Here is a 23,945-nt window from a genome sequence, read left to right as displayed (position 1 = left end):
TCAATTGTACGGAGGTAAATGACCGGCATGACTAGGGTTGGAGGAGCTATACGTAGGTTTGTCCGTAGTCGCCCGGGGCTTCCGCGCTCGTTCATGTTCAACGAGACGGCGCACGATGCTCGGGCTGCACGGTCACCGTGAAATTCCTGCTGAGGCGGTTTAGCTGATGTGCAGCGGTGGCGAGGCGGCAATCGGGCAATTCGGGGCGAGCGTCGCAACTGCGATCCGGCTTCGGCCGGAATTGCCCCTCTCGCGTCAACGTGCTCTACTCGTATGCACGCAGAGAGCGCCGGGACCGTCTGCGATGAAATATGGGCGGGCAGCAACGTTCGGGAAGTCAGCCGCGCAATTCCTTGCGGGCTGCGTCCGGCAAACCGTCGCCGTCAAGCCGCCCACCGAACCCGATCGCGGCTTGCTCGAGGCGGTCAAGCAGTGGCAGCAAGTCTTCGAGCACAATCCGGTCATGTACTTCATGGTCGATCCGGCGGGAACTGTCGTCAACGTAAACACGCTCGGCGCGGCGCAACTGGGCTATACGGCCTCAGAGCTGATCGGCCGATCGGTGCTGGATGTCTTCTTCGCCGAAGATCGCGACTTTGTCCGCGCGCGTGTCGCACTGTGCCTTGAGACCGTCGATCAATCCCACACCTGGGAAATCCGGAAGGTTCGCAAGGACGGCTCGATGCTCTGGGTGCGCGAGAACGCCAAGACCATGCTGCGGGCCGACGGCGGACCCATCGTACTGGTCGCCTGCGAGAACATCACGGCGCGCAAGGAAGCGGAGAATGCTTTGCGACAGAGCGAAGCCGATCTCGCCCAGGCGCAGGAATTGAGTCACACCGGCAGTTTCGGCTGGAGGGCAGCAACCGGCGAGATCACGTGGTCCAAGGAGACGTATCGCATCTTCCAATGCGATGAGAGCTCCAAGCCGAAGATCCCGGTCATGCTCCAGCGGATCCATCCGGAGGACCGGCTCGCCGTGCAACGGATCACGGGCCGGGCGGCGCGCGAGGGAAAGGACTACGACCACGAATACCGGCTCCTGATGCCCGATGGTTCCATCAAGTACGTCCGAGCGGTGGCCCGCGCCACGCGGGATTCCGCCGGTCACGTGGAGTTTGTGGGCTCGGTGAGCGACATCACGGCGACCAAAGAGGCAGAGCGCAGGCTGCGCGAGAGCGAGCAGCGCTTTCGCGATTATGCCGAAACCGCATCCGACTGGTTCTGGGAGACGGGGCCGGACCACCGCGTCACCGTGATATCGGAACACACCGATTCCGTCGCGATGCCCGCGGGCCTGATCGGGCTTACGCGTTGGGACATCGCGCCGGACGCGGATCTCGAACCCGAAAAATGGCGGCAACATCGGGCCGCGCTCGACGCCCACCTCCCGTTCCGCGACCTGGTGTATCGCAGCAGGGACCGCAACGGACAGCCGATCTATGTCCGGACCAGCGGCAAGCCGTTCTTCGACGCCGACGGAGCTTTTCTGGGCTACCGTGGCGTCTGCACCGACATCACCGCGGCGATCCGAGCCGATCAGGCCGAAGAGGCCTTACGCAAGGCCCAAGCCGAGCTCGCCCACGTAACGCGGGTCACGACGCTGGGCGAGCTGACCGCTTCGATCGCCCATGAGATCAACCAGCCGCTCGCCGCGGTGATCGCAAATGCCGATGCCTGCCTCACCTGGCTGCAGCGGAGTCCGCCCGATTTCAAAGCGGCCCGCCGCTCCGTGGAATGGATCATCGAGGACGGCACGCGGGCCAGCGACGTGATCCGTCACGTTCGGGCTCTCGCCAAACGGACCGACATCGAGATGGTTCCACTCGACGCCAACACGGTGGTGCGCGAGGCCGTCGCGCTCGTTCAGCGCGAGATGGCCAGCCACGCCGTGTCGGTGCGAATGGAGCTGTCATCGGTCCTGCCCAAGATCTTCGGCGATCGGATCCAACTGCAGCAGGTCCTGATCAACCTCATCATGAACGGCATCGAGGCCATGGAAGGCGTCGATGATCGCCCGCGCGAACTGGCCATCCGCTCGGCGGCTGACGACGACGAGGCGGTCTTGTTGAGCGTCGCCGACTGCGGCGCCGGCATTTCTGAACAGACGATGGACCGCCTGTTCACGCCCTTCTTTACGACAAAGTCCTCCGGCATGGGCATGGGCTTGTCGATTTGCCGCTCCATCATCGAGGCTCATGGCGGACGTCTTTCCGCAGCGCCGAACCAGGAGCGCGGCGCGACTTTTCGGATCACCCTGCCCCGTCATCGAGAGGAAACATCGTGACCGAGCGCGCGGAGCCTTCGCCGCCGCCGCAGGACGGCGATCAGCCAATCGTCTTCATCGTCGACGACGACGTGTCGATGCGCCGTGCGCTCACCAACCTCTTCGAGTCCGTCGGCCTCAAGGTCGAAGCATTCGGCTCGGCGCCGCAGCTCCTTCAGGCCAAGCCGCCACAGGTGCCCAGTTGCCTGGTGCTCGACATTCGCCTGCCCGGGGCCAGCGGCCTTGAGCTGCAGTCCGATCTTGCCAAGGCAAATATCCACACGCCCATTATCTTCATTACCGGTCATGCCGATATTCCCATGACCGTTCGGGCCATGAAAGGCGGCGCGATCGATTTCCTGACCAAGCCGGTCCGCGACCAGGACATCCTGGACGCAGTCCAGGCCGCGATCGAGCGAGACCGCAAGCGCCGCGATCTCAACAAGACGGTTTCGAACGTCAAATCGCGTTTCGAGACACTCAGCTCGCGGGAGCGGGACGTATTGGCGCTGGTGACCTCGGGCCTGATGAACAAGCAAGTGGCCGCCCAGCTCGGATTGGCTGAGATCACGGTCAAGATCTATCGGGGCCAGATCATGCGCAAAATGGGAGCGAAGTCCCTGGCCGACCTCGTGAGAATGAGCGAGGCGCTCGGGATCGGACCCGGCGGGTCGAACGTACAAACCTAAGTATGAGTTTGCAAGCATGAGTGACAGGTCCACCTTGCGCGGCGAGGCGCGGCCGTAGGGACGGCAAGCTAATCCCGGGCGAGGAGCGCACGTCTTGCCAGCGGCTTCGATCATTTCGGTGCTAGACGACGACCCCTACGTGCGGGCGGCGATCAATAATCTCCTGGAATCGCGCGGCTATGTCGTCCACACATTCGCCTCCGCCCAAGAATTTCTGAGCTCCGCCCATTCCAGCCGCACTTCCTGCGTCGTCGCCGACGTGCAGATGCCGTCCAAGACTGGAATCGAACTGTTGACGGAGATGCGCGCGCAGGGCTCGGCTACGCCGTTCATCTTGATCACAGCTTTCCCCGATGAGGGGGTTCGCATGCGTGCGCTCAAAGCCGGGGCAACCTGTTTCCTCGGTAAGCCGTTCGTCGCTGCGGATCTGATGCAATGCCTGGAGCAGGCGCTGGCGGCGGGTGAGGATAGCACGGAGTGACGTTCGGCCGCTCACTCAACGTTGATGTTCGCCGCCTTGATCATCGGCCACCATTTGGCGATCTCCGCCTTCTGCCGGACACCGAGCGCTTCCGGCGTGAGCTGATCCTGCGGCGTCATCTCCAGGCCCTGGCTTTCGAGCTGCTTCTTCACGCCGGGATCGTTCAGCGCCTCCACGGCGGCCGCGTTGAGCTTGCTGACGATCTCCTTGGGCGTGCCCTTCGGCACCCACAGGCCCGACCACAGCGTCATGTTGAAGCCCTTCAGACCCGCCTCGTCCGCGGTCGGGATGTCGGGCGCCGAGGCGAGACGCTTGTCGTTGGTGATGGCATAGGCGCGGATGGTGCCGGCGCGGACCTGGTTGATGGAGTTGGAGGTCTGGTCGACGATGATGTCGATCTGGCCCGCGATGAGGTCGTTCAGCGCTGGCGCGGTGCCACGATAGGGCACGTATTGCAGCTTGATGCCCGCGACGCTTTCAAGATAGACGCCGGCGATGTGGCTGCCGGAGCCGGCGCCCGCCGTGCCGGCCGTTGGCGGCGTCGGGCGCGACTTCAGCCATGCCAGCAGCTCTTTGAGCGATGTCGCGGGCACCGCGTTCTTGCTGACCACGATCATCGGATTGCTCGGCAGGAGCACCACAGGTTCGAGATCAGCGACGAGGTCGTAATTGAGCTTGTAGACGGCGCCGTTGGCGACGTGGGTACCGAGATGGCCGAACGAGATGGTGTAGCCGTCAGGCGGCGAATGCACGGCGCGGCCGACGCCGATCGAGCCGCCCGCACCGGTGACGTTCTCGATCACCAGGGCCTGGCCGAGCGACCGGCGCATCCGCTCGGCAAGCACGCGTGCCATCGCATCCGACGGGCCGCCGGCCGCGAAGGGAACGATGATGGTGATGGGACGAGACGGATAATCGTCGGCGCGCGCGACGCCGGCCAGAGCGAGAAGCCCGATCAGCGCGGCCCGGACGGCCTTCTTCATTTGTCTTCTCCCGGCGACTTTTCTCGTTTTCCTTGCCCATCACCGCAAGCGGGACGAGGGAGATAACTCAGAACTGCGTGTAGTCGATCGGCTTGTGGCGATCGAGCGTGCGGGTGACCGGCGGCAGCGGGTATTTCAGGCCGGTGGCGCAATTGAACAACATGACGCGGTCACCCTTCGAGACGCGGCCATCGGCAAGGCTGTCCTTGTAGGCGGCGTAGGTCGCGGCACCTTCGGGGCACAGCAAGAGCCCCTCCTCGCGCGCGACCTCGTTCAGCGCCGACGAGATCTTGTCGTCGTCGACGGCAATGGCAAATCCCTTGCTCTCACGCACGGCGCGCAGGATCAGGAAGTCGCCGATCGCCTGCGGCACGCGGATGCCAGAGGCGATGGTGTGGGCATCCTCCCAACGCGCGGCATGCTCTCTGCCGGCGTCATAGGCGCGTACCATCGGCGCACAGCCCGAGGCCTGCACCGCAACCATGCGCGGGCGCTTTGATCCGATGAAGCCGATCTTCTCCAGTTCATCGAACGCCTTCCACATGCCGATCAGGCCGGTGCCGCCGCCGGTCGGATAGAAGATCACGTCGGGCACGTCCCAGCCGAGCTGCTCGGCAAGCTCCAGGCCCATCGTCTTCTTGCCTTCGATGCGGTACGGCTCTTTCAGCGTCGAGGTGTCGAACCAGCCGACCTTCGCCTTGCCTTCGCCGACGATCTTGCCGCAATCGTCGATATAACCGTTGACACGGTAGACGGTCGCACCCTGGAGCTCGATCTCGCTGACGTTCACTTCAGGCGTATCGGCCGGACAGAAGATCGTGGTCTTGATGCCGCAGGACGTCGCGTAAGCCGCGAGCGCCGCGCCGGCATTGCCGTTGGTCGGCATCGCCATATGCTTGATACCGAGCGCCTTGCCCATCGACACCGCCATCACCAGGCCGCGCGCCTTGAACGAGCCTGTCGGCAGGCGCCCCTCGTCCTTGACGATGATCTCGCCACCACCGAGCTTCTTGCCGAGCTTGGGCAGCCGGATCAGGGGCGTGGTGACTTCGCCCAGCGAGACGATGTCCTTGCATTTGCGCACCGGCAGCAGCTCGCGATAGCGCCACATGTCGGCGGGACGTTCCTTCAATGCCTCCTTGGTCAGCGCCTTCTTCACGCCCGGGAGGTCATAGCGCACGAGCAGCGGCTTGCCGGCCCTGGAGAGGTTGTGGACCTGGTCCGCCGCGTAATGATCGCCTTCCATCGCGCATTCGAGATGCGTGACGAAGGTCGGGCGCTCGATGGTCAGGTTGTCATTGTCGTGCATGGGATGATTTCCTTCTTATTTTGCAAGAAGCTCCCGTCCCGCGATAACGGGGCGCTCGGGATGGGTAGAGCGCAGCGAAACCCGTCAAGCTCGCTCCGGAGCAAGTATGCGATGGGTTTCGCTGCGCTCTACCCATCCTACACGCTTCATCGCTCGTCATTGGCGCTGTCAGATATTCAACACGCGTCCATACGCATCCAGCACGGCTTCCTTCATCATCTCCGACAGCGTCGGATGCGGGAACACCGTATGCATCAGCTCTTCTTCCGTCGTCTCCAGATTCATCGCGACGACATAGCCCTGGATCAGCTCGGTCACTTCGGCGCCGACCATGTGGGCGCCGAGCAGCTGGCCGGTCTTCTTGTCGAAGATCACCTTGACCAGGCCCTGGTCCTCGCCGAGCGCGATCGCCTTGCCGTTGCCAACGAAGGGGAAGCGGCCGACGCGGATTTCGCGGCCACTCTCCTTGGCCTTGGCTTCCGTCAGGCCCACCGAGGCGACCTGCGGCTGGCAATAGGTGCAGCCCGGGATCAGGTTCTTGTCCATGGCATGCGGATGCAGGCCCTTGATCGCCTCGACGCAAATCACGCCTTCATGCTCGGCCTTGTGGGCGAGCATCGGGGGGCCGGCGACGTCACCGATGGCGTAGATGCCGGGAACGTTGGTCTTGCCATAGCCGTCGATCACGATGCAGCCGCGGTCGGTTTTGACGCCGAGCTTTTCCAGGCCGAGATTTTCGATGTTGCCGACGACGCCGACGGCCGAGATCACCCGCTCGAACTCCGAGGTAACAGGCTTGCCCTTGCCGTCGTCGATGGTGGCGACGACGCTGTCGGCCTTCTTCTCCAGCTTCGTCACCTTGGTCGAGGACATGATCTTGATGCCCTGCTTCTCGAGCCGCTTGCGCGCAAGACCGGCGATCTCGGCATCCTCGACGGGCAGGATCTGCGGCAGCACCTCGACCACGGTGACGTCGGATCCCATGGTGTGAAAGAACGAGGCGAACTCGATGCCGATCGCGCCGGAGCCGACCACCAGCAGCGATTTCGGCATCCGTTCCGGCACCATCGCTTCAAAATAGGTCCAGATCAGCTTCTTGTCGGGCTCGAGGCCCGGCAGCACGCGCGGCCGCGCGCCGGTGGCGACGATGATGTGCTTGGCCTGATAGCTCCCCTCGCCCAGCGAACCCTTCGGCCCCTCGACGTCGGACTTCTTCACCGTGACCTTGCCGGGCGCGTCGATCGAGGCGGCGCCCCAAATCACGCTCACCTTGTTCTTCTTCATCAGGAATCCGACGCCGTCGTTCAGCCGCTTGGAAACGCCGCGCGAACGCTGCACCACGGCCTTCGGGTCGAACGAAATCTTCTCGGCCGAGAGGCCATAATCTTTGGCGTGCTGCATGTAGTGGTAGATCTCGGCCGAGCGCAGCAGCGCCTTGGTCGGGATGCAACCCCAATTCAGGCAGATGCCGCCGAGATAGGATTTCTCGACGATCGCGACCTTGAACCCGAGCTGCGCGGCGCGGATCGCGGTGACGTAGCCGCCGGGGCCCGAACCGATGATGATGACGTCGAAGGATGTGTCGGCCATGTACGCTCGTTCTCGCTCCATCCGGCCTTAACGTTCGAGACCGTCATCATGAGCAGCTCTTGGCGAGGAGCTCTTGCGACGAAGCAATCCAGCCTGCCGGTCACGTCCTGGATTGCCTCGCTTCGCTCGCAATGACGACGCGAATTTCTCGTCACACCATCATCATGACGGGGTTTTCGATCAACTGCTTGAAGGCGCCGATCAGCTCGGCGCCGAGCGCACCGTCGATGGCGCGGTGATCGCAGGACAGCGTCACGCTCATCATTGTTGCGATCTCGATCTTGCCGCTCCGCACCACCGGCCGCTCCTCGCTGGTGCCGACCGCAAGGATCGTGGCATGCGGCGGGTTGATCACCGCCGTGAAGTCCTTGATGCCGAACATGCCGAGATTGGAGACCGCGGTGGTGCCGCCCTGGTATTCCTCGGGCTTCAATTTGCGGGAGCGCGCGCGTGCGGCAAAATCCTTCATCTCGTTGGAGATGGTCGAGAGCGTCTTGGTCTCGGCCTTGCGGATGATCGGTGTGATCAGGCCGCCCGGCATCGCCACGGCAACGCCGACGTCGGAGTGATGGTGCTTGACCATGCCTGACTCGGTCCAGCTGACGTTGCAGTTCGGGATCTTCTGCAGCGCCACCGCCATCGCCTTGATGACGAAGTCGTTGACCGAGATCTTGTAGAGCGGCTTCTTCTCCTTGTCCTTGGGAGCAGCCGCATTGATCTCCTCGCGGGCGGCGAGCAGCTTGCCGATGTCGCAGTCGATGGTGAGATAGAAGTGCGGGACATTCTGGATCGACGCGGTCAAACGTTGGGCAATCGTGCGGCGCATGCCGTCATGCGGCACGACGTCGTAAGAGCCGGGCTCGAACAGCGACAGGATCTGCTTGTCCGACATGGTCGGCGCGATCGAGGGGGCGCCAGCGGACGGTGCCGCGGCGGGCGCCTTGAGCCCCTTGCCCGACTTGGCCTGCTCGACGTCGCGCGCAACGACGCGGCCGTGCGGGCCGGTGCCTGTGACCATCGAGACATCGATGCCGGCTTCCTTGGCGAGACGGCGCGCCAGCGGCGATGAGAACACACGGCCGGCGTGACCGTTGCCCTGTGCGGCAGGTGCAGCAGCCTGCGGCGCAGGGGCAGCAGGTGCCGGTGCAGCTTTGGGCGCGGCGGCAGGCGCAGGCGCAGCTGCGGGAGCTTCAGCGGCCTTCGGAGCCGCGGCGGCAGCGCTGGGCTTGGCGGCGCCAGCGGCCTTGACATCCTCACCCTCGGCGGCGAGCACCGCGATGATGTCGTTGACCGGCACGTCCTGCGTGCCTTCGGGCACCAAAATCTTGGCAAGCGTGCCTTCGTCGATCGCCTCGACCTCCATGGTAGCCTTGTCGGTCTCGATCTCGGCGATGACATCGCCTGACTTGACCTTGTCGCCTTCCTTCTTCAGCCACTTGGCGAGGTTGCCCTTCTCCATCGTCGGCGAAAGAGCGGGCATCAGGATGTTGATAGGCATGCTGACCTCACGAAGAACTTCTCAAAACGTCGTCCCCGGAAGCGAGGACGAACAGACCAGGTTTAGTTGCCGATGTCGCCTTGCCACAGGCGCTCATTGGCAGGGATGGAACGCCAATTCTTCATCATGGTGATGGAGCGATCGTCGGCAAGATCGATCCAGGGAATCCCGAACTTGTCGAGGATGTCCTTGGATCCCTCGAAGGTGACGGATTCCCCGATCACCACGAGCTTGACCTTGAACAAAGCGAGCGCGCCGGCACACATCGAGCATGGCGACAGCGTGGTGTACATGACGGTGTCATGGAACGAGATCGCGCCGGCTTCGCGCAGGCAGCTCATCTCGCCATGAAGGATCGGATTGTTTTCCTGCACGCGATTGTTGTGACCGCGCGCGATGACCTTGTTGTCGCGCGTCAACACGGCGCCGATCGGCAGGCCGCCCTGCGCGATCGAGGCCTCCGCTTCGCGGATCGCTTCCAGCATCAAATCGTAATGGTGGGCTGCGACTGCCACGGTCAGTGTCCCTTGCCCCGCGGCGTCGTGGTGCCGGTGTCAGTGGGACGCTCGATCTCCGCCTGGAACATGTCGAGGATTCGGCCGAGCGCATCCTGTTCTGTGTAATCGCTCTCGCGCGCATAGGCGCGTGCGGCGTGGCGGGCGAGATCGACGAGCAGGAGGCCCCACATGTCGGGCTCCTCGAAGGCGCGCTGAAACGCCATCGACAGCCCGCCGTCCAGCACGAACACGCGCAGGATCTCGACCGCATCGTCGCGGGCGATGACGTCGGGCGGCAATGGCTGCTCCTTCGGGCCCGCCATGGCCTACCTGTAGCAGACGGCTTTGGCGGCCTCGACCACTTCCGCTGCCGAAGGCAGCGCGAGCTTCTCCAGGTTCGCGGCATAAGGCATCGGCACGTCCTTGCCGGAGACGCGTGCGACCGGCGCATCCAGATAGTCGAAAGCGTTCTCCATGATGCGCGCGGCGATCTCGGCGCCGACGCCGCTCTGGGCCCAGCCCTCTTCCACCGTGACGGCACGCCCCGTTTTCTTGACCGAGTTGACAATGGTCTCCGTGTCCATCGGACGCAGCGTGCGCAGATCGATCACCTCGGCCTCGATGCCATCCTTGGCGAGTTCGTCGGCAGCCTTCAGCGCGTAGCTCATGCCGTTCGACCACGAGATGATGGAGACATGGCTGCCGGAGCGCACGATGCGCGCCTTGCCGATCGGGATCACGAAATCGTCGAGCTTCGGGACCTCGCCGGTGTGGCCGTAGAGCATCTCGTTCTCGAGGAAGATCACCGGATTGGGATCGCGGATCGCGGCCTTGAGCAGGCCCTTGTAGTCGGCAGCCGAGTACGGCGCGATGACCTTGAGCCCCGGGACGTTCGAATACCAGGCCGAGTAGTCCTGGCTGTGCTGGGCGGCGACGCGCGCGGCCGCGCCGTTGGGGCCGCGGAACACGATCGAGCAGCCCATCTGGCCGCCGGACATGTAGAGCGTCTTGGCCGCGGAGTTGATGATCTGGTCGATCGCCTGCATGGCGAAGTTGAAGGTCATGAACTCGACCACCGGCTTGAGGCCGGTCATCGCCGCGCCGACGCCGACGCCGGCAAAGCCGTGCTCGGTGATCGGGGTGTCGATGACGCGCCTCGCACCGAACTCCTGGAGCAACCCTTGCGTCACCTTGTAGGCGCCCTGATATTCGGCCACCTCTTCGCCCATCACGAAGACATCAGGGTCGCGGCGCATCTCTTCGGCCATGGCGTCGCGGAGCGCTTCGCGGATGGTCTGCGTGATCATCTCGGTGCCGGCGGGCACTTCCGGATCGGGCTCGGCGACGGCCTGCGGTGCGGGTGCGGCCTTGGGCGCAGGCGCTTCAGCCTTGGCGGCTGCGGGCGGCGCCGACTCGGCAGCCTTCGCAGCCGGTGCGGGCGCCTTGGCAAGATCGGCCGCGCTTTCGCCGTCGGCCAGAATCGTCGCGATCGGCGTGTTCACGGCAACGTCGGCGGTGCCCTCGGGGATCAGGATCTTGCCGAGCGTGCCCTCGTCGGTCGCCTCGACCTCCATGGTGGCCTTGTCGGTCTCGATCTCGGCGATGACGTCGCCGGATTTGATCGTCTCACCCTCTTTTTTAAGCCATTTGGCGAGGTTGCCCTTTTCCATCGTGGGCGACAACGCGGGCATCAGCACTTGAATTGGCATATCGACTCCAAGGAAAGCTTGCGCGCGTTTAGCGGTAAACGTCGGTCCAGAGCTCGGCGGCATCCGGCTCGGGATCATGCTGGGCAAAGTCAGCGGAGGCATTGACGATGTCACGCACCTCGGCGTCGATCGCCTTGAGATCGGCCTCGCTGACCTTGGCGGCGAGCAGGCGGTTGCGCACCTGCTCGATCGGATCCTGGTCGTGACGGACTTTCTCGACCTCCTCGCGCGTACGGTATTTGGCCGGGTCGGACATCGAGTGGCCGCGGTAGCGATAGGTCTGCATCTCCAGGATGAAGGGGCCTTTGCCGGCGCGACACCAGGCCGCCGCCTCATCGCCCGCAGCCTTGACCGCACGGACGTCCATGCCGTCCACCTGCTTGCCCGGAATGTTGAAGGACACACCGCGCTTGGAGAAATCCTGCTGCGCCGAGGCGCGCGACACCGAGGTGCCCATGGCGTAGCGGTTGTTCTCGATGACGTAGATCACCGGCAGCTTCCAGAGCTCTGCCATGTTGAAGCTCTCATAGACCTGGCCCTGGTTGGCCGCGCCGTCGCCGAAATAGGTGACGCTGACATTGCCGTTGCTGCGATAATTGTTGGCGAAAGCGAGACCGGTGCCGAGTGAGACCTGCGCACCGACGATGCCATGGCCGCCGTAGAAGTGCTTCTCCTTGCTGAACATGTGCATGGAGCCGCCCTTGCCCCTGGAATAGCCGCCGCGTCGTCCCGTGAGCTCGGCCATCACACCATTGGCTTCCATGCCGGTGGCGAGCATGTGACCGTGATCGCGATAGCCGGTGATGACCTGATCGCCCTCTTTCAGGGCCATCTGCATACCAACTACCACGGCCTCCTGGCCAATATAGAGATGGCAGAAGCCGCCGATCGCACCCATGCCGTAAAGCTGGCCGGCCTTCTCCTCGAAGCGCCTGATGAGGAGCATGTCGCGGAGCGCCTTCAACTCCTGCTCCCTGGTGAATTCCGGAGGCGAACCGCCGTTGGTCTTGTCGTGCTCAGCGCTTGCGGCGGCTTTCTTGGGTGCGGCCATGGGAATTCCGGGTCAGAGAAATCTAGGTCCTCTCTAACCCAACTCAATCGCGTGTGAAAGCACCGCAGCGGCATGGCGCGACTTTCATTATGCCGCACTGCAATGTGGCCGAAATTTTGCAAGACAATTGGTGCCGATCAGGCAACATTTGCTCAGGGCCGAAGGAAGCTCTGCATGCAGATGAGGCAACGAGATCGGACACGCATGTCTCGGGGCGCCGTGCCCCGCGCGATGTCCGATTCGTATTGCCGGATTTACCAGCCCAACTCGCGCTGATACGCCGCGCGGGCGGCAACGCCAGTGGGCGTGAAATCAGTGAAGACGCCGTCGACACCGAGACGGAAGAATCTGAGATATTCCAGGGCCGGATCGGCGTGATAATCGGCCGCCAGATATTTCTTCTCGTTCCGGAACGTGAAGACATGCACGAACAGGCCGAGCTTGTGCGCGTCGGCGATCAGGCTGGTTGCCTCCTGCGTCGAAGCGTCCGGCGTCGATCCCTTGTAGGGCGTGCCGTCGGCATTGGTATCCTTCCACGGCGCAACCTTGAGCGGAACGATATAGGCCTTCCACGGGCCGATGCCGTCGGCATAGGTCTTGATCTCGGCAAGCCCCTCGGGCGTCAGCATCGCATCGTAAAGGCGCGCGTCGCCTGAAACCGTCCAGTCGAACGGACGCGAATTGGTGATGTTGTCGAGCAGCACCTTGCCGGTTTTGAAATCGATGCCGTTACCGTCGATGAGCTGGACCTGCCGGGTCTGAAGACCATGGCTGCGCATATACTTCAGGCTGCCGGGCTCGAAGCTCTGGACCAGGATCGGAGCATCCTTGCTGTTGAGGCCGTTATCCCCAATGATCTTGATCAGCGCATCCTCGAGCGGATGGCTGCCCGGTGCGCCGCAGCCGTTTGCGATGGCCTGGGCATTATTCCAGGTCGGGTTCTTGGTTTCCGGATAGACCAGGATGGAGCGCCCGGTCTCCTTGCTCCTGGCCTTCGCGATGTCCAGAATGTCCTGGAAGCTGATCACGGGGAATTTGCCGTTGAAGACCTTGGGCCGCTCGTTGGCGGCATCATAAGTGGTACCGCCGATCCATTGCTTCAGCTCGGCCATGGTGAAGTCGGTGATCGACCAGTCGTCGGTGTGATCTTCGCCATCGACGATCAATGACTTCAGCACCGATTTGGGATCAGCGGGATCGGTGAGATCGACGAGGTAGTCGGCCGGTGTGCCTGTAGCCGCAGGCGCCTTGACACGCACACCGGGGACCGTGCGCTTGCGCGCCGCGACCACCGGATTGGTCTTCGCAACTTCGGCAATGTTGGTGTTATCGCTCAGCCATGGATTGTGGCGCGCAACCAGGACGCAATCCTTGGTGAGGTGCAAATCCTCTTCGAGCGCGTCGGTCCCGAGCGCGGCTGCGAGGTCATACGACGGCTCGGTTTCTTCCGGCACCAGGCCGGGCACGCCACGATGACCGAGGATCAGCGGTGCCTTGCCATCGACGGTCAGGAAGGGTTTTGCACCTGAAGGCGCCGCCTGCGCCAAGGCCATCGACGGCAAAAGCAGGGCCAGCGCCACAGCGCCGAGGCGCGCTCCGACATGGATCTTCCGCTGCAAGGGATTGTTCGTCATGGCCGCGTCTCCGTCTGTGCCTGGCATCGCGTCGTCGCGATCGGGGCTGTCGTCTTGTCGCATTTCTCTAACAGACGGATGACGGCGGCCCATTCGACACAAGCAATGCACAAAGCGAATGCGCCGACCTTCGTCGCGCCGTCGTGACGTTGGTGTCGCAGCGCTCAGTTCTGCGGGATCATCCGAACGAGATCATGCGGATTGACGTAGTCGAGTTGGAACCGGGCCCGCTCGTCCAGCATGTCGGGGTCGATCTTTTCCGTGCGCAACAGCGAGACGCGCTGCTCGTTGCGGGCGCGCTCGCGCTTGAGCTGGGCAAGCTCGCTGGTCAACGCGATGATCTCCTGGTCGAGTTCCTGGCGGGCATTGAGGCCGTATTTGCCGGTATAGGCGTTGACGCCGAAATAGCCGACGATCGCGGCCGCCATCGCGTAGAGGGCGAGACCGGTCAGGATCGATTTGAGGCGCGCGCGGGAGACCATTTTGGCAAGATGGGCCAGCTTGGTTAAGGCAGTGTTAATTTGCCCCTGCCCGCACCGCCAATCGTCATGCCGGGGGCTTGTCGGGCATGACGCAGGCTCGAGCGGCCTCAGCCGTGGTGTTTGGCCACGTGCGCCGCAAAAGCGTCGACGTACGCCTGGAGCACGCCCTTCAGCGAATCCTTGGTCAGGTTGCCTTCGGCGTCAAAGGCGTCGCCGACCGCGTTCAGGTAGGTCTCGGGCTGCTGCATGATCGGGCCGGCGATCCCAGGCAGGATGTTCTGGAGCGTCTTGGCGGCGCTGACGCCACCGAGCGGGCCCGGCGAGTTGGAGACGATGCCGACCGGCTTGCCGTTGAATGAGCTCTTGCCATAGGGGCGCGAGGCGACATCGATGGCATTCTTCAGCACGCCCGGGATGGCGCGGTTGTATTCCGGCGTGACGAAGATGACGCCGTCGGACTTCTGGAGCTTTTCGCGGAAGGCCAGCCAGTCGGCGGGCGGCGCGCCCTCGAGGTCCTGGTTGAAGAACGAGATGCCGGCGGGAGTGACGACCTCGAGCTTGAGTGAATCAGGCGCAAGCTTTGCGAGCGCGTTGGCGATCTTCAGCGAGAAGCTGTCCTTGCGCAGGCTGCCGGCGATCACGACGATGTTGTAGGCCATCAGATTATCCTTGGTTTTCCTTGAACCCTCGAGGGGGAAGTGCCGCGCGGCACTTAAGCGATCCGCACCATTGGATGCAAGTGCATGAACCGCTCCGATTTGGAAACGCTGCGTTTCGCGAAAGCAGATCGTCGGCCCACACAATGGGCCGCCACGCGGCGGCCCTCTCACTGCAAACGGGTGAGGGCTTTCTTGTCAGCCCGAAGCGACCGCGAACGATGTGTGGCCGGCCGTATGGCCGGGCGTCCACCTGCGGCTGCAGATCACGACGATTTATTTGGATTGATGAGAAATTTTTCGCCGGTGGCACGTTTGGCGTACACTGCGATGTTGGCGGGATCGAGCGCCTCCTGAAGCGACACCACCTTGGTGTAGTGGCTGGCAAATGTCGTCTTCAGTTCGCTCACGACGCGCTGGCGCAGCCGCCCGATGTCGGCGGGTCCGATCTTCTGCAGGAACGGAGTGAGCAGCCAGCCGCCGACACCCCAGGCCATGCCGAAGCCGCGCGGCAGTTCGATGGGGCGCGTATCGAGCGCGCCATAGACATAGACCTGCTTGTGCACGCTGGAGCCGTAACGGCTGTATTCCTTCGCGGTCTTGTTGATCGCGACTTCCATGCAGTTGAGGATGTCGCCGGCGAGCTTGCCGCCGCCGATGGCATCGAAGGCGATGGTGGCGCCGGTCTCGACCAAGGCATTGGTGAGATCGTCGAGGAAATCAGGCTTGCTGGAATCGACGACATGCTTCGCGCCGATCCTCTTCAGGATCTCCGCCTGCTCCTGGCTGCGCACGATGTTCACGAGCCCGATGCCGTCCTTGATGCAGATCTTGTTCAGCATCTGGCCGAGATTGGACGCGGCCGCGGTGTGCACGAGCGCCTTGTGGCCTTCGCGCCGCATCGTCTCGGTCATGCCGAGCGCGGTGAGCGGGTTGACGAACCAGGACGCGCCCTCCGCCGCCGTCGTGCCCTCGGGCAGCGGCTGGCAGTCCCGCGCCTTCAGGGTGCGGTACTGCGCGTACATGGCGCCGCCGATCATCGCGACCGTCTTGCCCATGAGGGCCTTCGCGGCATCCGACGCGCCGGTCTTGATGACGACGCCCGCGCCCTCATTGCCGACGGGCAAGGACTGATCGATCCGCGCCCCCATGGCGCGCATCGCACCGTCAGGCACCTTCGCGGTGATGATCGGCGCCTCCTTGGTGCCCGAGGCCTTGGCCGTGCTCATGTCGGCCGCGCCGACGAGCAGGCCGAGGTCGGACGGGTTGATCGGGGCCGCCTCGATGCGGACGACGACCTCGTCGTCGGCAGGCTCGGGGGTCGGCACGTCGACCAGCGAGATCTCGAGCTCTCCGCTCGTCTTGATCAGCGAACGCAGTTGCAGTCCGGTCTTGCCGTCGCTCATGTCGACCCTCCCCTGTCCTGGTTGAAGCGCTGGCTTATGCCAGCGCCTTCAGTGCCGCCTTGCCCCCATAGAGCGCCTGCTTGCCGAGCTGCTGCTCGATGCGGAGGAGCTGGTTGTATTTGGCGGTGCGATCCGAGCGCGCAAGGGAGCCGGTCTTGATCTGACCGCAGTTCGTGGCGACCGCGAGGTCGGCGATGGTGGAATCCTCGGTCTCGCCCGAGCGATGTGACATGACCGAGGTGTAGCCGGCCTTGTGCGCCATTTCGACGGCGGCGAGCGTCTCGGTCAGCGTGCCGATCTGGTTGACTTTGATCAGGATCGAATTGGCGCGGCCGGCCTTGATGCCCTCGGCGAGGCGCTTGACGTTGGTGACGAAGAGATCGTCGCCGACCAGCTGACACTTGTTGCCGATGAGGTCGGTGAGTTCCTTCCAGCCGTCCATGTCGTCTTCCGACATGCCGTCTTCGATGGTCGCGATCGGATAGCGGCCGACGAGATCGGCGAGATATTTGGCCTGCTCGGAGATCGAGCGGGTCTTGCCCTCGCCTTCATAGACGTACTTGCCGCCCTTGAAGAACTCGGTCGAGGCGCAATCGAGACCGAGCACGATGTCGCTGCCCGCCTTGAAGCCGGCCTTGCCGATCGCGTTCATGACGAACTCCAGCGCGGCGTCCGCCGAGGGCAGGTTCGGCGCGAAGCCGCCTTCGTCGCCGACATTGGTGTTGTGGCCGGCCTTCTTCAGCTCGGACTTCAGCGTGTGGAAGACCTCCGCGCCATAGCGCAGGCCCTCGGCGAAGGACGAGGCGCCCACCGGCAGGATCATGAACTCCTGGAAGTCGATCGGGTTGTCGGCATGCACGCCGCCATTGATGATGTTCATCATCGGCACCGGCAGCAGCCGCGCCGAGGTGCCGCCGACGTAACGGTAGAGCGGCATGTCGAGCGAGTTCGCGGCCGCCTTGGCGCAGGCGAGCGAGACACCGAGGATGGCGTTGGCGCCCAGCCGGCTCTTGTTCGGCGTGCCGTCGAGGTCGATCATGACCTGGTCGATCTGGGCCTGCTGCTCGACGTCGAGACCGCTCAGCGCCTCTGATATCTCGCCATTGACGGCGCCGACCGCCTTGGTGACGCCCTTGCCGAGATAGCGGGCCTTGTCGCCGTCGCGCAGCTCGACCGCCTCATGGGCACCGGTCGAGGCGCCTGACGGCACGGCAGCGCGGCCGAGCGCGCCATCTTCCAACACGACGTCGACCTCGACGGTGGGATTGCCGCGGCTATCGAGGATTTCGCGTCCGATGATATCGATGATGGCGGTCATGAGGGCCTCTTTTCGGGGAACAAAGGGGGCAGTTCGCGGCTGCTTCTACCGCAATGCATTGAAGCGGAAAAGGCCGGGTGACGGCCGCGCCATGATTGGCTAAGAGGGCCGCATGTCGAAAAAGCCCAGCAAGTCGAACACCTCACCCAACCTGCAACTCGGCCGTGCCGTGGAATGGCCTGATGCGCCTGAGAAGGCCAAGCTCGACCGCGTGCCGAATCCGCAAGCCGGGACCGACTATCTCGTCCGCTTCACCGTGCCGGAATTCACCTCGCTCTGCCCGGTCACGGGACAACCCGATTTCGCCCATCTGATGATCGACTATGCGCCCGGCCAGTGGCTGCTGGAGTCGAAATCGCTGAAGCTCTACATTGCGAGCTTCCGTAATCACGGCGCCTTCCACGAGGATTGCACCGTCATGATCGGCAAGCGCATCGCGAGCGAGATCAAGCCGAAATTCTTGCGGATCGGCGGCTATTGGTATCCGCGCGGCGGCATTCCGATCGACGTGTTCTGGCAGACCGGAAGCGTGCCCAAGGGCCTCTGGGTGCCGGAGCAAGGCGTTGCGCCCTACCGTGGCCGGGGCTAGCTGGAGATCCATGACGATGACAACGACATCTGGGAAAGTCCGTGGACTCGCGCTCGGCGTTCTCGGACTTCTGTGGCTTGCCGGCCCGTCCAACGCGGCCGAAATCCGCGTGATGATCTCGGGCGGATTCACGGCCGCCTATCAGGCGCTCGTGCCGGAATTCGAAAAAGCCACGGGCAACAAGGTCCTGACCGCCTACGGACCATCGATGGGCACCACCACCAATGCGATCCCGGTCCGGCTCGAGCGCGGCGAACCCGCCGACGTTCTGATCATGGTGGGCTATGCGCTGGCCGATCTCGCGAGCAAGGGCAAGGTCGTTGCCGGCAGTCAGGTCGACCTGACGCGCTCGCCCATCGGCGTCGCCGTGAAATCGGGAGCGCCGAAGCCGGACATCAGTTCGGTGGATGCCGTCAAGACCGCGTTGCTGGCGGCAAAGACGATCGCCTATTCCGACAGCGCCAGCGGCGTCTACATCTCGACCGAGATGTTTGGCAAGCTCGGCATCGCCGAAGCCATGAAAGACAAGGCGCGCAAGATCCCGGCAACGCCGGTCGGCGAAATCGTCGCGCGCGGCGAAGCCGAGCTCGGCTTCCAGCAGATCAGCGAATTGAAGCCCGTGAAGGGGATCGACATCGTCGGTCCGCTGCCGAAGGAGTTGCAGCAGATCACGATCTTCTCGGCCGGGATCGCGACCGTCGCCAAAGAGCAAGAGGCCGGTCGCGCTCTGATCAAGTTCCTGGCCTCACCCGCGGCGCGCGACGCGATCATCGCCAGTGGAATGGAGCCGATCGTGGCTGACGGCGCGAAATAATCGGGTTTGACGGCGGCTAGGGCACCACCAACACCGGCACGCTACCGTTCACGAGAACCTCGGATGTCTGGCTTCCCAAAAACAGCTTCCTGAGGCCCCGACGCCCATGAGAGGCCATGACGATCAAGTCGCAGCGTCTGGACTTGGCCGTTTCGACAATCGCCGTGGCCGGGTGCGAATTCGGAACATGCAAGAGTTCGACCGAGATCCCGATCTGCTCGGCCATGGCACGTGCCTGCTCGAGCACCTTGCCTGCCCGCTCCCGGCAAGCGGCGTCAAAACGATCAATCTCGTCCCGTGAAGGAACCCATCCAGAGTCAAATCCGCCGCCATAATCGATCGGCAGCGCTTCAGTCACGGTGACGATGGTCGCTTTGGCATTCAAGGCTTTTGCCAGGGCAATTCCATGCTCGACGCCTTTCCTGGCGACCTCCGAACCATCGGTGCTCATGAGAATGTTGCCGTACATTCGGTGGCCCCTTCGCTTGCCCCCGCATGCCCCCCGCAAGTGACCCCAACGACTATGATCCGATCCTCGCCCCCGGTCTATTCGCTTTTATTTCAATCTCGATATCATCCTAAGCCACCTCGCGCACCCTGGTGATGAAGCTGTCCACCTCGCCGGTCAGCGAGGCCGACTGGCTCGACAGATCGGCGGCCGCTTTCAGCACGCCGGAGGCCGCGCGGCCGGTTTCGTTGGCCGCCGACGAGACGGTCGCGATATTGCGCGTCACGGTCGAGGTCGCTTCCGCCGTGTGCTGCACCGTGTCGGCGATCTCGGCCGTTGCCTTGTTCTGTTCCTCGATGGCGGCGGCGATGACGCGGTTAATGCTCGATACCTCCTCGATGGTCTTGACGATGCCGTCGATGGCGGAGACCGCCTTCTGCGTCGCGGCCTGGATCTCCGTGATCTGGGCGCTGATCTCTTCGGTTGCCTTCGCCGTCTGCGACGCCAGGTTCTTCACCTCGCTCGCCACGACCGCAAAGCCGCGCCCGGATTCGCCGGCGCGCGCGGCCTCGATCGTCGCGTTCAATGCCAGCAGATTGGTCTGGCCCGCGATCGAGGTGATGAGGCCTATGACCTCACCGATGCGGTCAGCGCCGTCGGCGAGCGCGCGCATGGTGCTGTCGGTCTCCTTCACCGTGACAACGGCATGCTCGGTGGCGCGGCTTGCCTGCTCGACCTGGCGGTTGATCTCGCGGATCGAGGCATTGAGCTCCTCGGCCGCGGCGGCCACCGTCTGCACGCCGCCGCCGACCTGATCGGCCAGTGTCGAGGCCGAACCGGCCTGGGCCTGGGCTTCCGCCGCCGTCCCCGACATCGAGCGCGCCGTCGTCTCCAGCTCGCCTGACGCGCTCGACAGCGTCTGCACCATCTGGCCGATCCGGCTTTCGAACTGCCGCACCAGCCCTGAGAGCGCGCTGGCGCGCTTCTCCTTGTCGGCGCGTTCGGCCGCCTGATCGCCGGAGAGACGTTCGGCCTTGATCATGGCGTCCTTGAACACCTGCAAGGCCACGGCCATGCGGCCGATCTCGTCGTTGCGGTCGAGGCCCGGCACGTCGCTGACGAAATCATGATCGGCAAAGCGGGTCATGACGCCGGTGATCGCGGTCAGCGGCCGGGTGACGCGGTTGCGCATCAGGACCAGGCCGCCGATCATCAGCGCCAGCGAGGCCGGCACCAAGAGGCCGAACAGGATCAGGCTGGAGCGGGCCTGGGCAACGCCCTCCTCCGCGCGCGAAATCATGTCGGCCAACGCGGACTGCGTCACACCGACGAGCTTGTCAGCGCCTTCGAGCTGACGATTGCGGTAGTCGAGACCGGTGATGCCGGCCGGCTCGCCCTTCAGCAGATGAGCCGCAACCGAGTTACGCACGTCGTAGAGCTCGCCGGACATCTCAGGCTCGGCGTCGCGGATCGCCTGCAACAGCGCGGGCGAGGCGGCATTCACGCTCAGAGCTCGCACGATGCTCCAGGTCGCCTGCGAGCGTCCGCGCAGGTCGGCGAAATCGATGCCATCGGTCGCGGTCCAGGGTTTGTTGGCCAGAATCGTGCTGAACTGCGAGAGAATGATCTGGCCGGCGGTCGCACGCGTCAGCCAGGCCGACTGCTTGACCAGCAGCAGGCGGTCGACCACCGGGTCGATCAAGGTCATGCTGTTGTCCAGATGCGCGGTCACCTCGCCGATCGCATCCATATAAGCGTCGGACGCCTTGGCCCAAGCGGGCGCCAGGGCCGCGTCGCGCGCCGCCTTCTCCTGGCGTAGCGCTGCCGTGGAGCGTGACCGCAGTCCATCCACCTCCTGCCAGGTGCCACGCAGCCTCTGCACGCGCTCGGCGAGGCCGGGCAGATCGAGCTGCTCTAGGGTCTGGAGCGCCTGCGCATAGTTCTTGATGGCGGCCGCGCGCATGTCGGCGATGGAAGTGAGCGTGTTCTCGGGGGTCGGCGCCGCGGCCGCCAGATTGCTCAACGTATCTCCGCGCTCGAGCCGGAAGACCACCAGCGCATTGGTCATGTCGCGGCTCGCCATCGCGAGCGACACGATGCGGTTGCTGTCGGCATAGCGGCTGACCGCGTGCATCACGCTGTAGGCGCAAATGAGAACGAGGACGATACCGAGAGAGCCGACCACTGCCCCGAGAATACGGGCGACCGAGCGTTGCTTTTGCATCTGGCGATCCGATGGAATGACGCCGCAACCGACGGCTTGTCGGCAATCTACGGAGCCAACCGTGAGATTTGATTTAAGATCGAAAGGATTTGGCTACCGTCCCCCTACGGGAAAATACGGAGATCGGTAGTTTCCATCAGGCCAGTGCGTCCGACGGTGCCCGCGGCCTGAGCATCCGGGCGCAAACCAGCCCCAGCACCATCATGATCCCGGCGCTTGCAAACAACGTCGGCACCTTGCCGCCGTGCTGGAGCCCGAGCCCATAGGCAATCGGGCCGACCGTCTGCCCCATGAAGAAAAAGAAAGAGTGCAGCGACATCGCGGTCGCCCGCGCCCCGATCGACAGCTCGCTGGCAAACACCAGCAAGCAGCCATGGATCATGTAGAAGCCCCACCCCATCGCCAGCATGCTGGCGAATTGCAGCTTCCACTGCGGACCGAAGGCGAGCACGCCAAGCTGCAAGGCGACGAGCCCCGCGCCTGCGATCATCATGCCCTTGACGCCGAGCCAGGGCAGGAAGCGCGAGACGGTGAACGTGTAGAACAGTCCGCCGACCGCAAATCCGGCGATGACGATGCCGGCGATCGACGGCGACTTTTCGCCGAGATCGAACAGCAGCGCCGCGATGAACGGAAACAGGCCGAACACGCAGCAGCCTTCGACGAACACTGCCGAGTAACAATAGCGCGTATTGGGATTGGCGAAGATGGTGCGATAGCCCTGCCGCAAGGCCCTCAGATCGGTCTTCGGCGCCGCGGCCAGCGCGGCACCGCGAAAGCCCGCCGCCACTGCAATCGCCGCGATCAGGCCGAGCGCACCAAGCATCATCAGCACTCCGCGCCAGCCGATCAGTTCGCCGATGATTCCGGAAGCGGTCGCGCCTAACAGATTGCCGGTCATCGAGCCCGCCAGCGTACGGCCGATGGCGACCTGCCGCTTGGCGGGAGCAACGAGGTCGGCGGTTAGACCAAGAGCAACCGGGAACACGCCACCCGAGGCGATGCCGGCCAGGATGCGGCTTGCGAACAGGCCCGAGAACGTGGTCGCGACGGCGCCGAGAATGGAGGCGACACCGAGCAGGGCCAGGCACAGTGTCATCAACCGCGCCTTGCCGAACATGTCGGCGGCCGCGCCGATCACGGGCTGGACCAGCGCGTAGATCAAGGCATAGCCGGCCGCGATGCTCGCAGCCGTCGTGATGCTGATCGAAAAATCCTCGGCGACGTGCGGCAGGATGGGATCGAGCGCGCGCGTGGACAAGGCCGCCGAGAAGCTTGCCAGTGCGATGATGTTGATCGCGGGCGGAAATTTCTGGCCGGACGACAGCCCAGTCGCAGGCTGGGACATCAGTGCGTTGCGCTTTTCGTCACCGCGTCGAACGCCATCAACGTGCGGATCAGCCCTTCGAACTCGCGCAGCGGCACCATGTTGGGACCGTCCGAAGGCGCGCGATCGGGATCGGGATGGGTCTCGACGAACACGCCGGCGACACCGACCGCGACGGCCGCGCGCGCCAGCACCGGCACGAATTCGCGCTCGCCGCCGGAGGAGGCGCCCTTCCCGCCCGGTTGCTGCACCGAATGGGTGGCGTCGAAGATCACGGGCGCGCCGGTCGTGCGCGCCATGATTGGCAACGCGCGCATGTCGGAGACCAGCGTGTTGTAGCCGAAGGAGGCGCCGCGCTCGGTGACGAGGACGTTGGGATTGTTGGCGCCGGTGATCTTGCTCACGACGTTCGTCATGTCCCAGGGCGCGAGGAACTGCCCCTTCTTGACGTTGATGACCTTGCCGGTCGCGGCCGCGGCGAGCAGCAGATCGGTCTGCCGGCACAGGAAGGCCGGGATCTGCAGGACGTCGACGGCTTCCGCCGCACCGGCGCATTGCGCGGCATCGTGCACATCGGTCAGCACCGGCAGGCCCAAGGAGGAGCGGATCTCGGCGAAGATCGGCAGCGACTGCGCAAGGCCCAGCCCGCGCGCAGCCGACGCGCTGGTGCGGTTGGCCTTGTCGAACGAGGTCTTGTAGACGAGGCCGATCTTCAGACGCGTTGCGATCTCCTTCAGCGCGGAGGCGACCTCCAGCGCATGCTGACGACTTTCGAGCTGGCAGGGTCCTGCAATGATCGAGATCGGCAGATCATTGCCGAATTTGACCGTGCCGACGCTGACCACCGGTGCCGCGGAAGATGAAGAGCTCAAGGCCAAGTCCCTCGTTTCGCGGCGACCATAGCGGTGATGAGAGGCCGATCAACCCCATTCGTCACAGGCTATCAGAATATCAGGGTTGCGCGGCGGCTCCCG

22 protein-coding genes are annotated in these 23,945 nt (G+C 64.0%); 5 read left to right on the top strand and 17 right to left on the bottom strand.

Annotation, left to right across the window (positions count from 1 at the left end):
- Window positions 1–304 precede the first annotated feature (304 nt).
- The 3 genes from ACVWZ4_RS28725 (at window position 305) to ACVWZ4_RS28715 (ending at window position 3,436) form a co-directional block, all read left to right on the top strand.
- On the top strand, window positions 305–2,287 hold the full coding sequence (locus ACVWZ4_RS28725) for a PAS domain-containing sensor histidine kinase (RefSeq protein ID WP_456790407.1): 1,983 nt from the start codon (window positions 305–307) through the stop codon (window positions 2,285–2,287).
- Window positions 2,284–2,955 carry a response regulator transcription factor gene (locus ACVWZ4_RS28720; protein WP_456703724.1) on the top strand — a complete coding sequence of 224 codons (672 nt, stop codon included), beginning with the start codon at window positions 2,284–2,286 and terminating at the stop codon, window positions 2,953–2,955. The genes ACVWZ4_RS28725 and ACVWZ4_RS28720 overlap by 4 nt, the downstream gene beginning before the upstream one ends.
- A gap of 94 nt (window positions 2,956–3,049) precedes the next feature.
- Complete coding sequence (locus ACVWZ4_RS28715; protein WP_456741654.1) at window positions 3,050–3,436, top strand: response regulator transcription factor; 387 nt, start codon at window positions 3,050–3,052, stop codon at window positions 3,434–3,436.
- Between the two features lie 11 nt (window positions 3,437–3,447).
- Here the strand turns inward: ACVWZ4_RS28715 and ACVWZ4_RS28710 are convergent, their stop codons facing one another.
- From ACVWZ4_RS28710 to eno, 13 genes are all read right to left on the bottom strand, one after another.
- The gene (locus ACVWZ4_RS28710; protein WP_456741653.1) at window positions 3,448–4,419 is read right to left on the bottom strand and encodes a tripartite tricarboxylate transporter substrate binding protein BugD; all 972 of its coding nucleotides are present in this window, start codon (window positions 4,417–4,419) and stop codon (window positions 3,448–3,450) included.
- A gap of 67 nt (window positions 4,420–4,486) precedes the next feature.
- Window positions 4,487–5,728: a threonine synthase gene (locus ACVWZ4_RS28705; RefSeq protein WP_456703727.1), complete on the bottom strand. Its 1,242-nt coding sequence runs from the start codon at window positions 5,726–5,728 to the stop codon at window positions 4,487–4,489.
- Between the two features lie 168 nt (window positions 5,729–5,896).
- Entirely contained in the window at window positions 5,897–7,318 is a 1,422-nt protein-coding gene (gene lpdA, locus ACVWZ4_RS28700) for a dihydrolipoyl dehydrogenase (RefSeq protein WP_456741652.1), read from the bottom strand.
- Window positions 7,319–7,469: 151 nt separating this feature from the next.
- The gene (locus tag ACVWZ4_RS28695; protein WP_456703729.1) at window positions 7,470–8,816 is read right to left on the bottom strand and encodes a pyruvate dehydrogenase complex dihydrolipoamide acetyltransferase; all 1,347 of its coding nucleotides are present in this window, start codon (window positions 8,814–8,816) and stop codon (window positions 7,470–7,472) included.
- A gap of 62 nt (window positions 8,817–8,878) precedes the next feature.
- Window positions 8,879–9,301, bottom strand: coding sequence for a nucleoside deaminase (locus ACVWZ4_RS28690; protein WP_456705294.1), 423 nt, complete (start codon window positions 9,299–9,301; stop codon window positions 8,879–8,881).
- 32 nt (window positions 9,302–9,333) lie between these two features.
- Complete coding sequence (locus ACVWZ4_RS28685; RefSeq protein WP_456703730.1) at window positions 9,334–9,636, bottom strand: DUF5076 domain-containing protein; 303 nt, start codon at window positions 9,634–9,636, stop codon at window positions 9,334–9,336.
- A 3-nt stretch (window positions 9,637–9,639) separates the two neighbouring features.
- Window positions 9,640–11,022, bottom strand: a complete 1,383-nt coding sequence (locus ACVWZ4_RS28680; protein ID WP_456703731.1) for a pyruvate dehydrogenase complex E1 component subunit beta — start codon at window positions 11,020–11,022, stop codon at window positions 9,640–9,642.
- A 28-nt stretch (window positions 11,023–11,050) separates the two neighbouring features.
- Window positions 11,051–12,073 (bottom strand): pyruvate dehydrogenase (acetyl-transferring) E1 component subunit alpha, encoded by a 1,023-nt coding sequence (gene pdhA / locus ACVWZ4_RS28675; RefSeq protein WP_456703732.1) that lies wholly within the window; start codon window positions 12,071–12,073, stop codon window positions 11,051–11,053.
- Window positions 12,074–12,327: 254 nt separating this feature from the next.
- Window positions 12,328–13,707, bottom strand: a complete 1,380-nt coding sequence (locus ACVWZ4_RS28670) for a glycerophosphodiester phosphodiesterase family protein (RefSeq protein WP_456741651.1) — start codon at window positions 13,705–13,707, stop codon at window positions 12,328–12,330.
- 164 nt (window positions 13,708–13,871) lie between these two features.
- Window positions 13,872–14,189, bottom strand: coding sequence for an FtsB family cell division protein (locus tag ACVWZ4_RS28665; RefSeq protein ID WP_456703734.1), 318 nt, complete (start codon window positions 14,187–14,189; stop codon window positions 13,872–13,874).
- A 107-nt stretch (window positions 14,190–14,296) separates the two neighbouring features.
- Entirely contained in the window at window positions 14,297–14,848 is a 552-nt protein-coding gene (locus tag ACVWZ4_RS28660) for an NADPH-dependent FMN reductase (RefSeq protein WP_456703735.1), read from the bottom strand.
- Between the two features lie 263 nt (window positions 14,849–15,111).
- Window positions 15,112–16,251, bottom strand: a complete 1,140-nt coding sequence (locus tag ACVWZ4_RS28655; protein WP_456703736.1) for a zinc-binding dehydrogenase — start codon at window positions 16,249–16,251, stop codon at window positions 15,112–15,114.
- A gap of 34 nt (window positions 16,252–16,285) precedes the next feature.
- Window positions 16,286–17,569: a phosphopyruvate hydratase gene (gene eno / locus ACVWZ4_RS28650; RefSeq protein WP_456703737.1), complete on the bottom strand. Its 1,284-nt coding sequence runs from the start codon at window positions 17,567–17,569 to the stop codon at window positions 16,286–16,288.
- Between the two features lie 112 nt (window positions 17,570–17,681).
- Between eno and queF the strand changes: the two genes are divergently transcribed.
- Window positions 17,682–18,158, top strand: a complete 477-nt coding sequence (gene queF / locus ACVWZ4_RS28645; protein WP_456703738.1) for a preQ(1) synthase — start codon at window positions 17,682–17,684, stop codon at window positions 18,156–18,158.
- Between the two features lie 16 nt (window positions 18,159–18,174).
- Window positions 18,175–18,972 (top strand): substrate-binding domain-containing protein, encoded by a 798-nt coding sequence (locus ACVWZ4_RS28640; protein WP_456741650.1) that lies wholly within the window; start codon window positions 18,175–18,177, stop codon window positions 18,970–18,972.
- Between the two features lie 16 nt (window positions 18,973–18,988).
- Here the strand turns inward: ACVWZ4_RS28640 and ACVWZ4_RS28635 are convergent, their stop codons facing one another.
- From ACVWZ4_RS28635 to kdsA, 4 genes are all read right to left on the bottom strand, one after another.
- Window positions 18,989–19,441: a universal stress protein gene (locus ACVWZ4_RS28635; RefSeq protein WP_456703740.1), complete on the bottom strand. Its 453-nt coding sequence runs from the start codon at window positions 19,439–19,441 to the stop codon at window positions 18,989–18,991.
- 109 nt (window positions 19,442–19,550) lie between these two features.
- Window positions 19,551–21,644, bottom strand: a complete 2,094-nt coding sequence (locus ACVWZ4_RS28630; RefSeq protein WP_456735250.1) for a methyl-accepting chemotaxis protein — start codon at window positions 21,642–21,644, stop codon at window positions 19,551–19,553.
- Window positions 21,645–21,780: 136 nt separating this feature from the next.
- Window positions 21,781–22,992 carry an MFS transporter gene (locus tag ACVWZ4_RS28625; protein ID WP_456790406.1) on the bottom strand — a complete coding sequence of 404 codons (1,212 nt, stop codon included), beginning with the start codon at window positions 22,990–22,992 and terminating at the stop codon, window positions 21,781–21,783.
- Window positions 22,992–23,843, bottom strand: a complete 852-nt coding sequence (gene kdsA, locus ACVWZ4_RS28620) for a 3-deoxy-8-phosphooctulonate synthase (protein ID WP_456735252.1) — start codon at window positions 23,841–23,843, stop codon at window positions 22,992–22,994. The genes ACVWZ4_RS28625 and kdsA overlap by 1 nt, the downstream gene beginning before the upstream one ends.
- Window positions 23,844–23,945: the final 102 nt, after the last annotated feature.

Source organism: Bradyrhizobium sp. USDA 4472, from assembly GCF_054058595.1.
This window is presented reverse-complemented; position numbering and strand designations above follow the sequence as displayed.

Bases quoted from the DNA above. Each gene is read 5' to 3' on its own strand.
- ACVWZ4_RS28725 (WP_456790407.1), top strand. From the start codon at position 305: ATGAAATATGGGCGGGCAGCAACGTTCGGGAAGTCAGCCGCGCAATTC.
- lpdA (WP_456741652.1), bottom strand. From the start codon at position 7,318: ATGGCCGACACATCCTTCGACGTCATCATCATCGGTTCGGGCCCCGGC.
- ACVWZ4_RS28685 (WP_456703730.1), bottom strand. From the start codon at position 9,636: ATGGCGGGCCCGAAGGAGCAGCCATTGCCGCCCGACGTCATCGCCCGC.
- ACVWZ4_RS28625 (WP_456790406.1), bottom strand. From the start codon at position 22,992: ATGTCCCAGCCTGCGACTGGGCTGTCGTCCGGCCAGAAATTTCCGCCC.
- ACVWZ4_RS28660 (WP_456703735.1), bottom strand. From the start codon at position 14,848: ATGGCCTACAACATCGTCGTGATCGCCGGCAGCCTGCGCAAGGACAGC.
- ACVWZ4_RS28710 (WP_456741653.1), bottom strand. From the start codon at position 4,419: ATGAAGAAGGCCGTCCGGGCCGCGCTGATCGGGCTTCTCGCTCTGGCC.
- queF (WP_456703738.1), top strand. From the start codon at position 17,682: ATGTCGAAAAAGCCCAGCAAGTCGAACACCTCACCCAACCTGCAACTC.
- pdhA (WP_456703732.1), bottom strand. From the start codon at position 12,073: ATGGCCGCACCCAAGAAAGCCGCCGCAAGCGCTGAGCACGACAAGACC.
- ACVWZ4_RS28655 (WP_456703736.1), bottom strand. From the start codon at position 16,251: ATGAGCGACGGCAAGACCGGACTGCAACTGCGTTCGCTGATCAAGACG.
- ACVWZ4_RS28705 (WP_456703727.1), bottom strand. From the start codon at position 5,728: ATGCACGACAATGACAACCTGACCATCGAGCGCCCGACCTTCGTCACG.
- ACVWZ4_RS28695 (WP_456703729.1), bottom strand. From the start codon at position 8,816: ATGCCTATCAACATCCTGATGCCCGCTCTTTCGCCGACGATGGAGAAG.
- eno (WP_456703737.1), bottom strand. From the start codon at position 17,569: ATGACCGCCATCATCGATATCATCGGACGCGAAATCCTCGATAGCCGC.
- ACVWZ4_RS28640 (WP_456741650.1), top strand. From the start codon at position 18,175: ATGACAACGACATCTGGGAAAGTCCGTGGACTCGCGCTCGGCGTTCTC.
- ACVWZ4_RS28635 (WP_456703740.1), bottom strand. From the start codon at position 19,441: ATGTACGGCAACATTCTCATGAGCACCGATGGTTCGGAGGTCGCCAGG.
- ACVWZ4_RS28680 (WP_456703731.1), bottom strand. From the start codon at position 11,022: ATGCCAATTCAAGTGCTGATGCCCGCGTTGTCGCCCACGATGGAAAAG.
- ACVWZ4_RS28690 (WP_456705294.1), bottom strand. From the start codon at position 9,301: ATGCTGGAAGCGATCCGCGAAGCGGAGGCCTCGATCGCGCAGGGCGGC.
- ACVWZ4_RS28630 (WP_456735250.1), bottom strand. From the start codon at position 21,644: ATGCAAAAGCAACGCTCGGTCGCCCGTATTCTCGGGGCAGTGGTCGGC.
- ACVWZ4_RS28665 (WP_456703734.1), bottom strand. From the start codon at position 14,189: ATGGTCTCCCGCGCGCGCCTCAAATCGATCCTGACCGGTCTCGCCCTC.
- ACVWZ4_RS28670 (WP_456741651.1), bottom strand. From the start codon at position 13,707: ATGACGAACAATCCCTTGCAGCGGAAGATCCATGTCGGAGCGCGCCTC.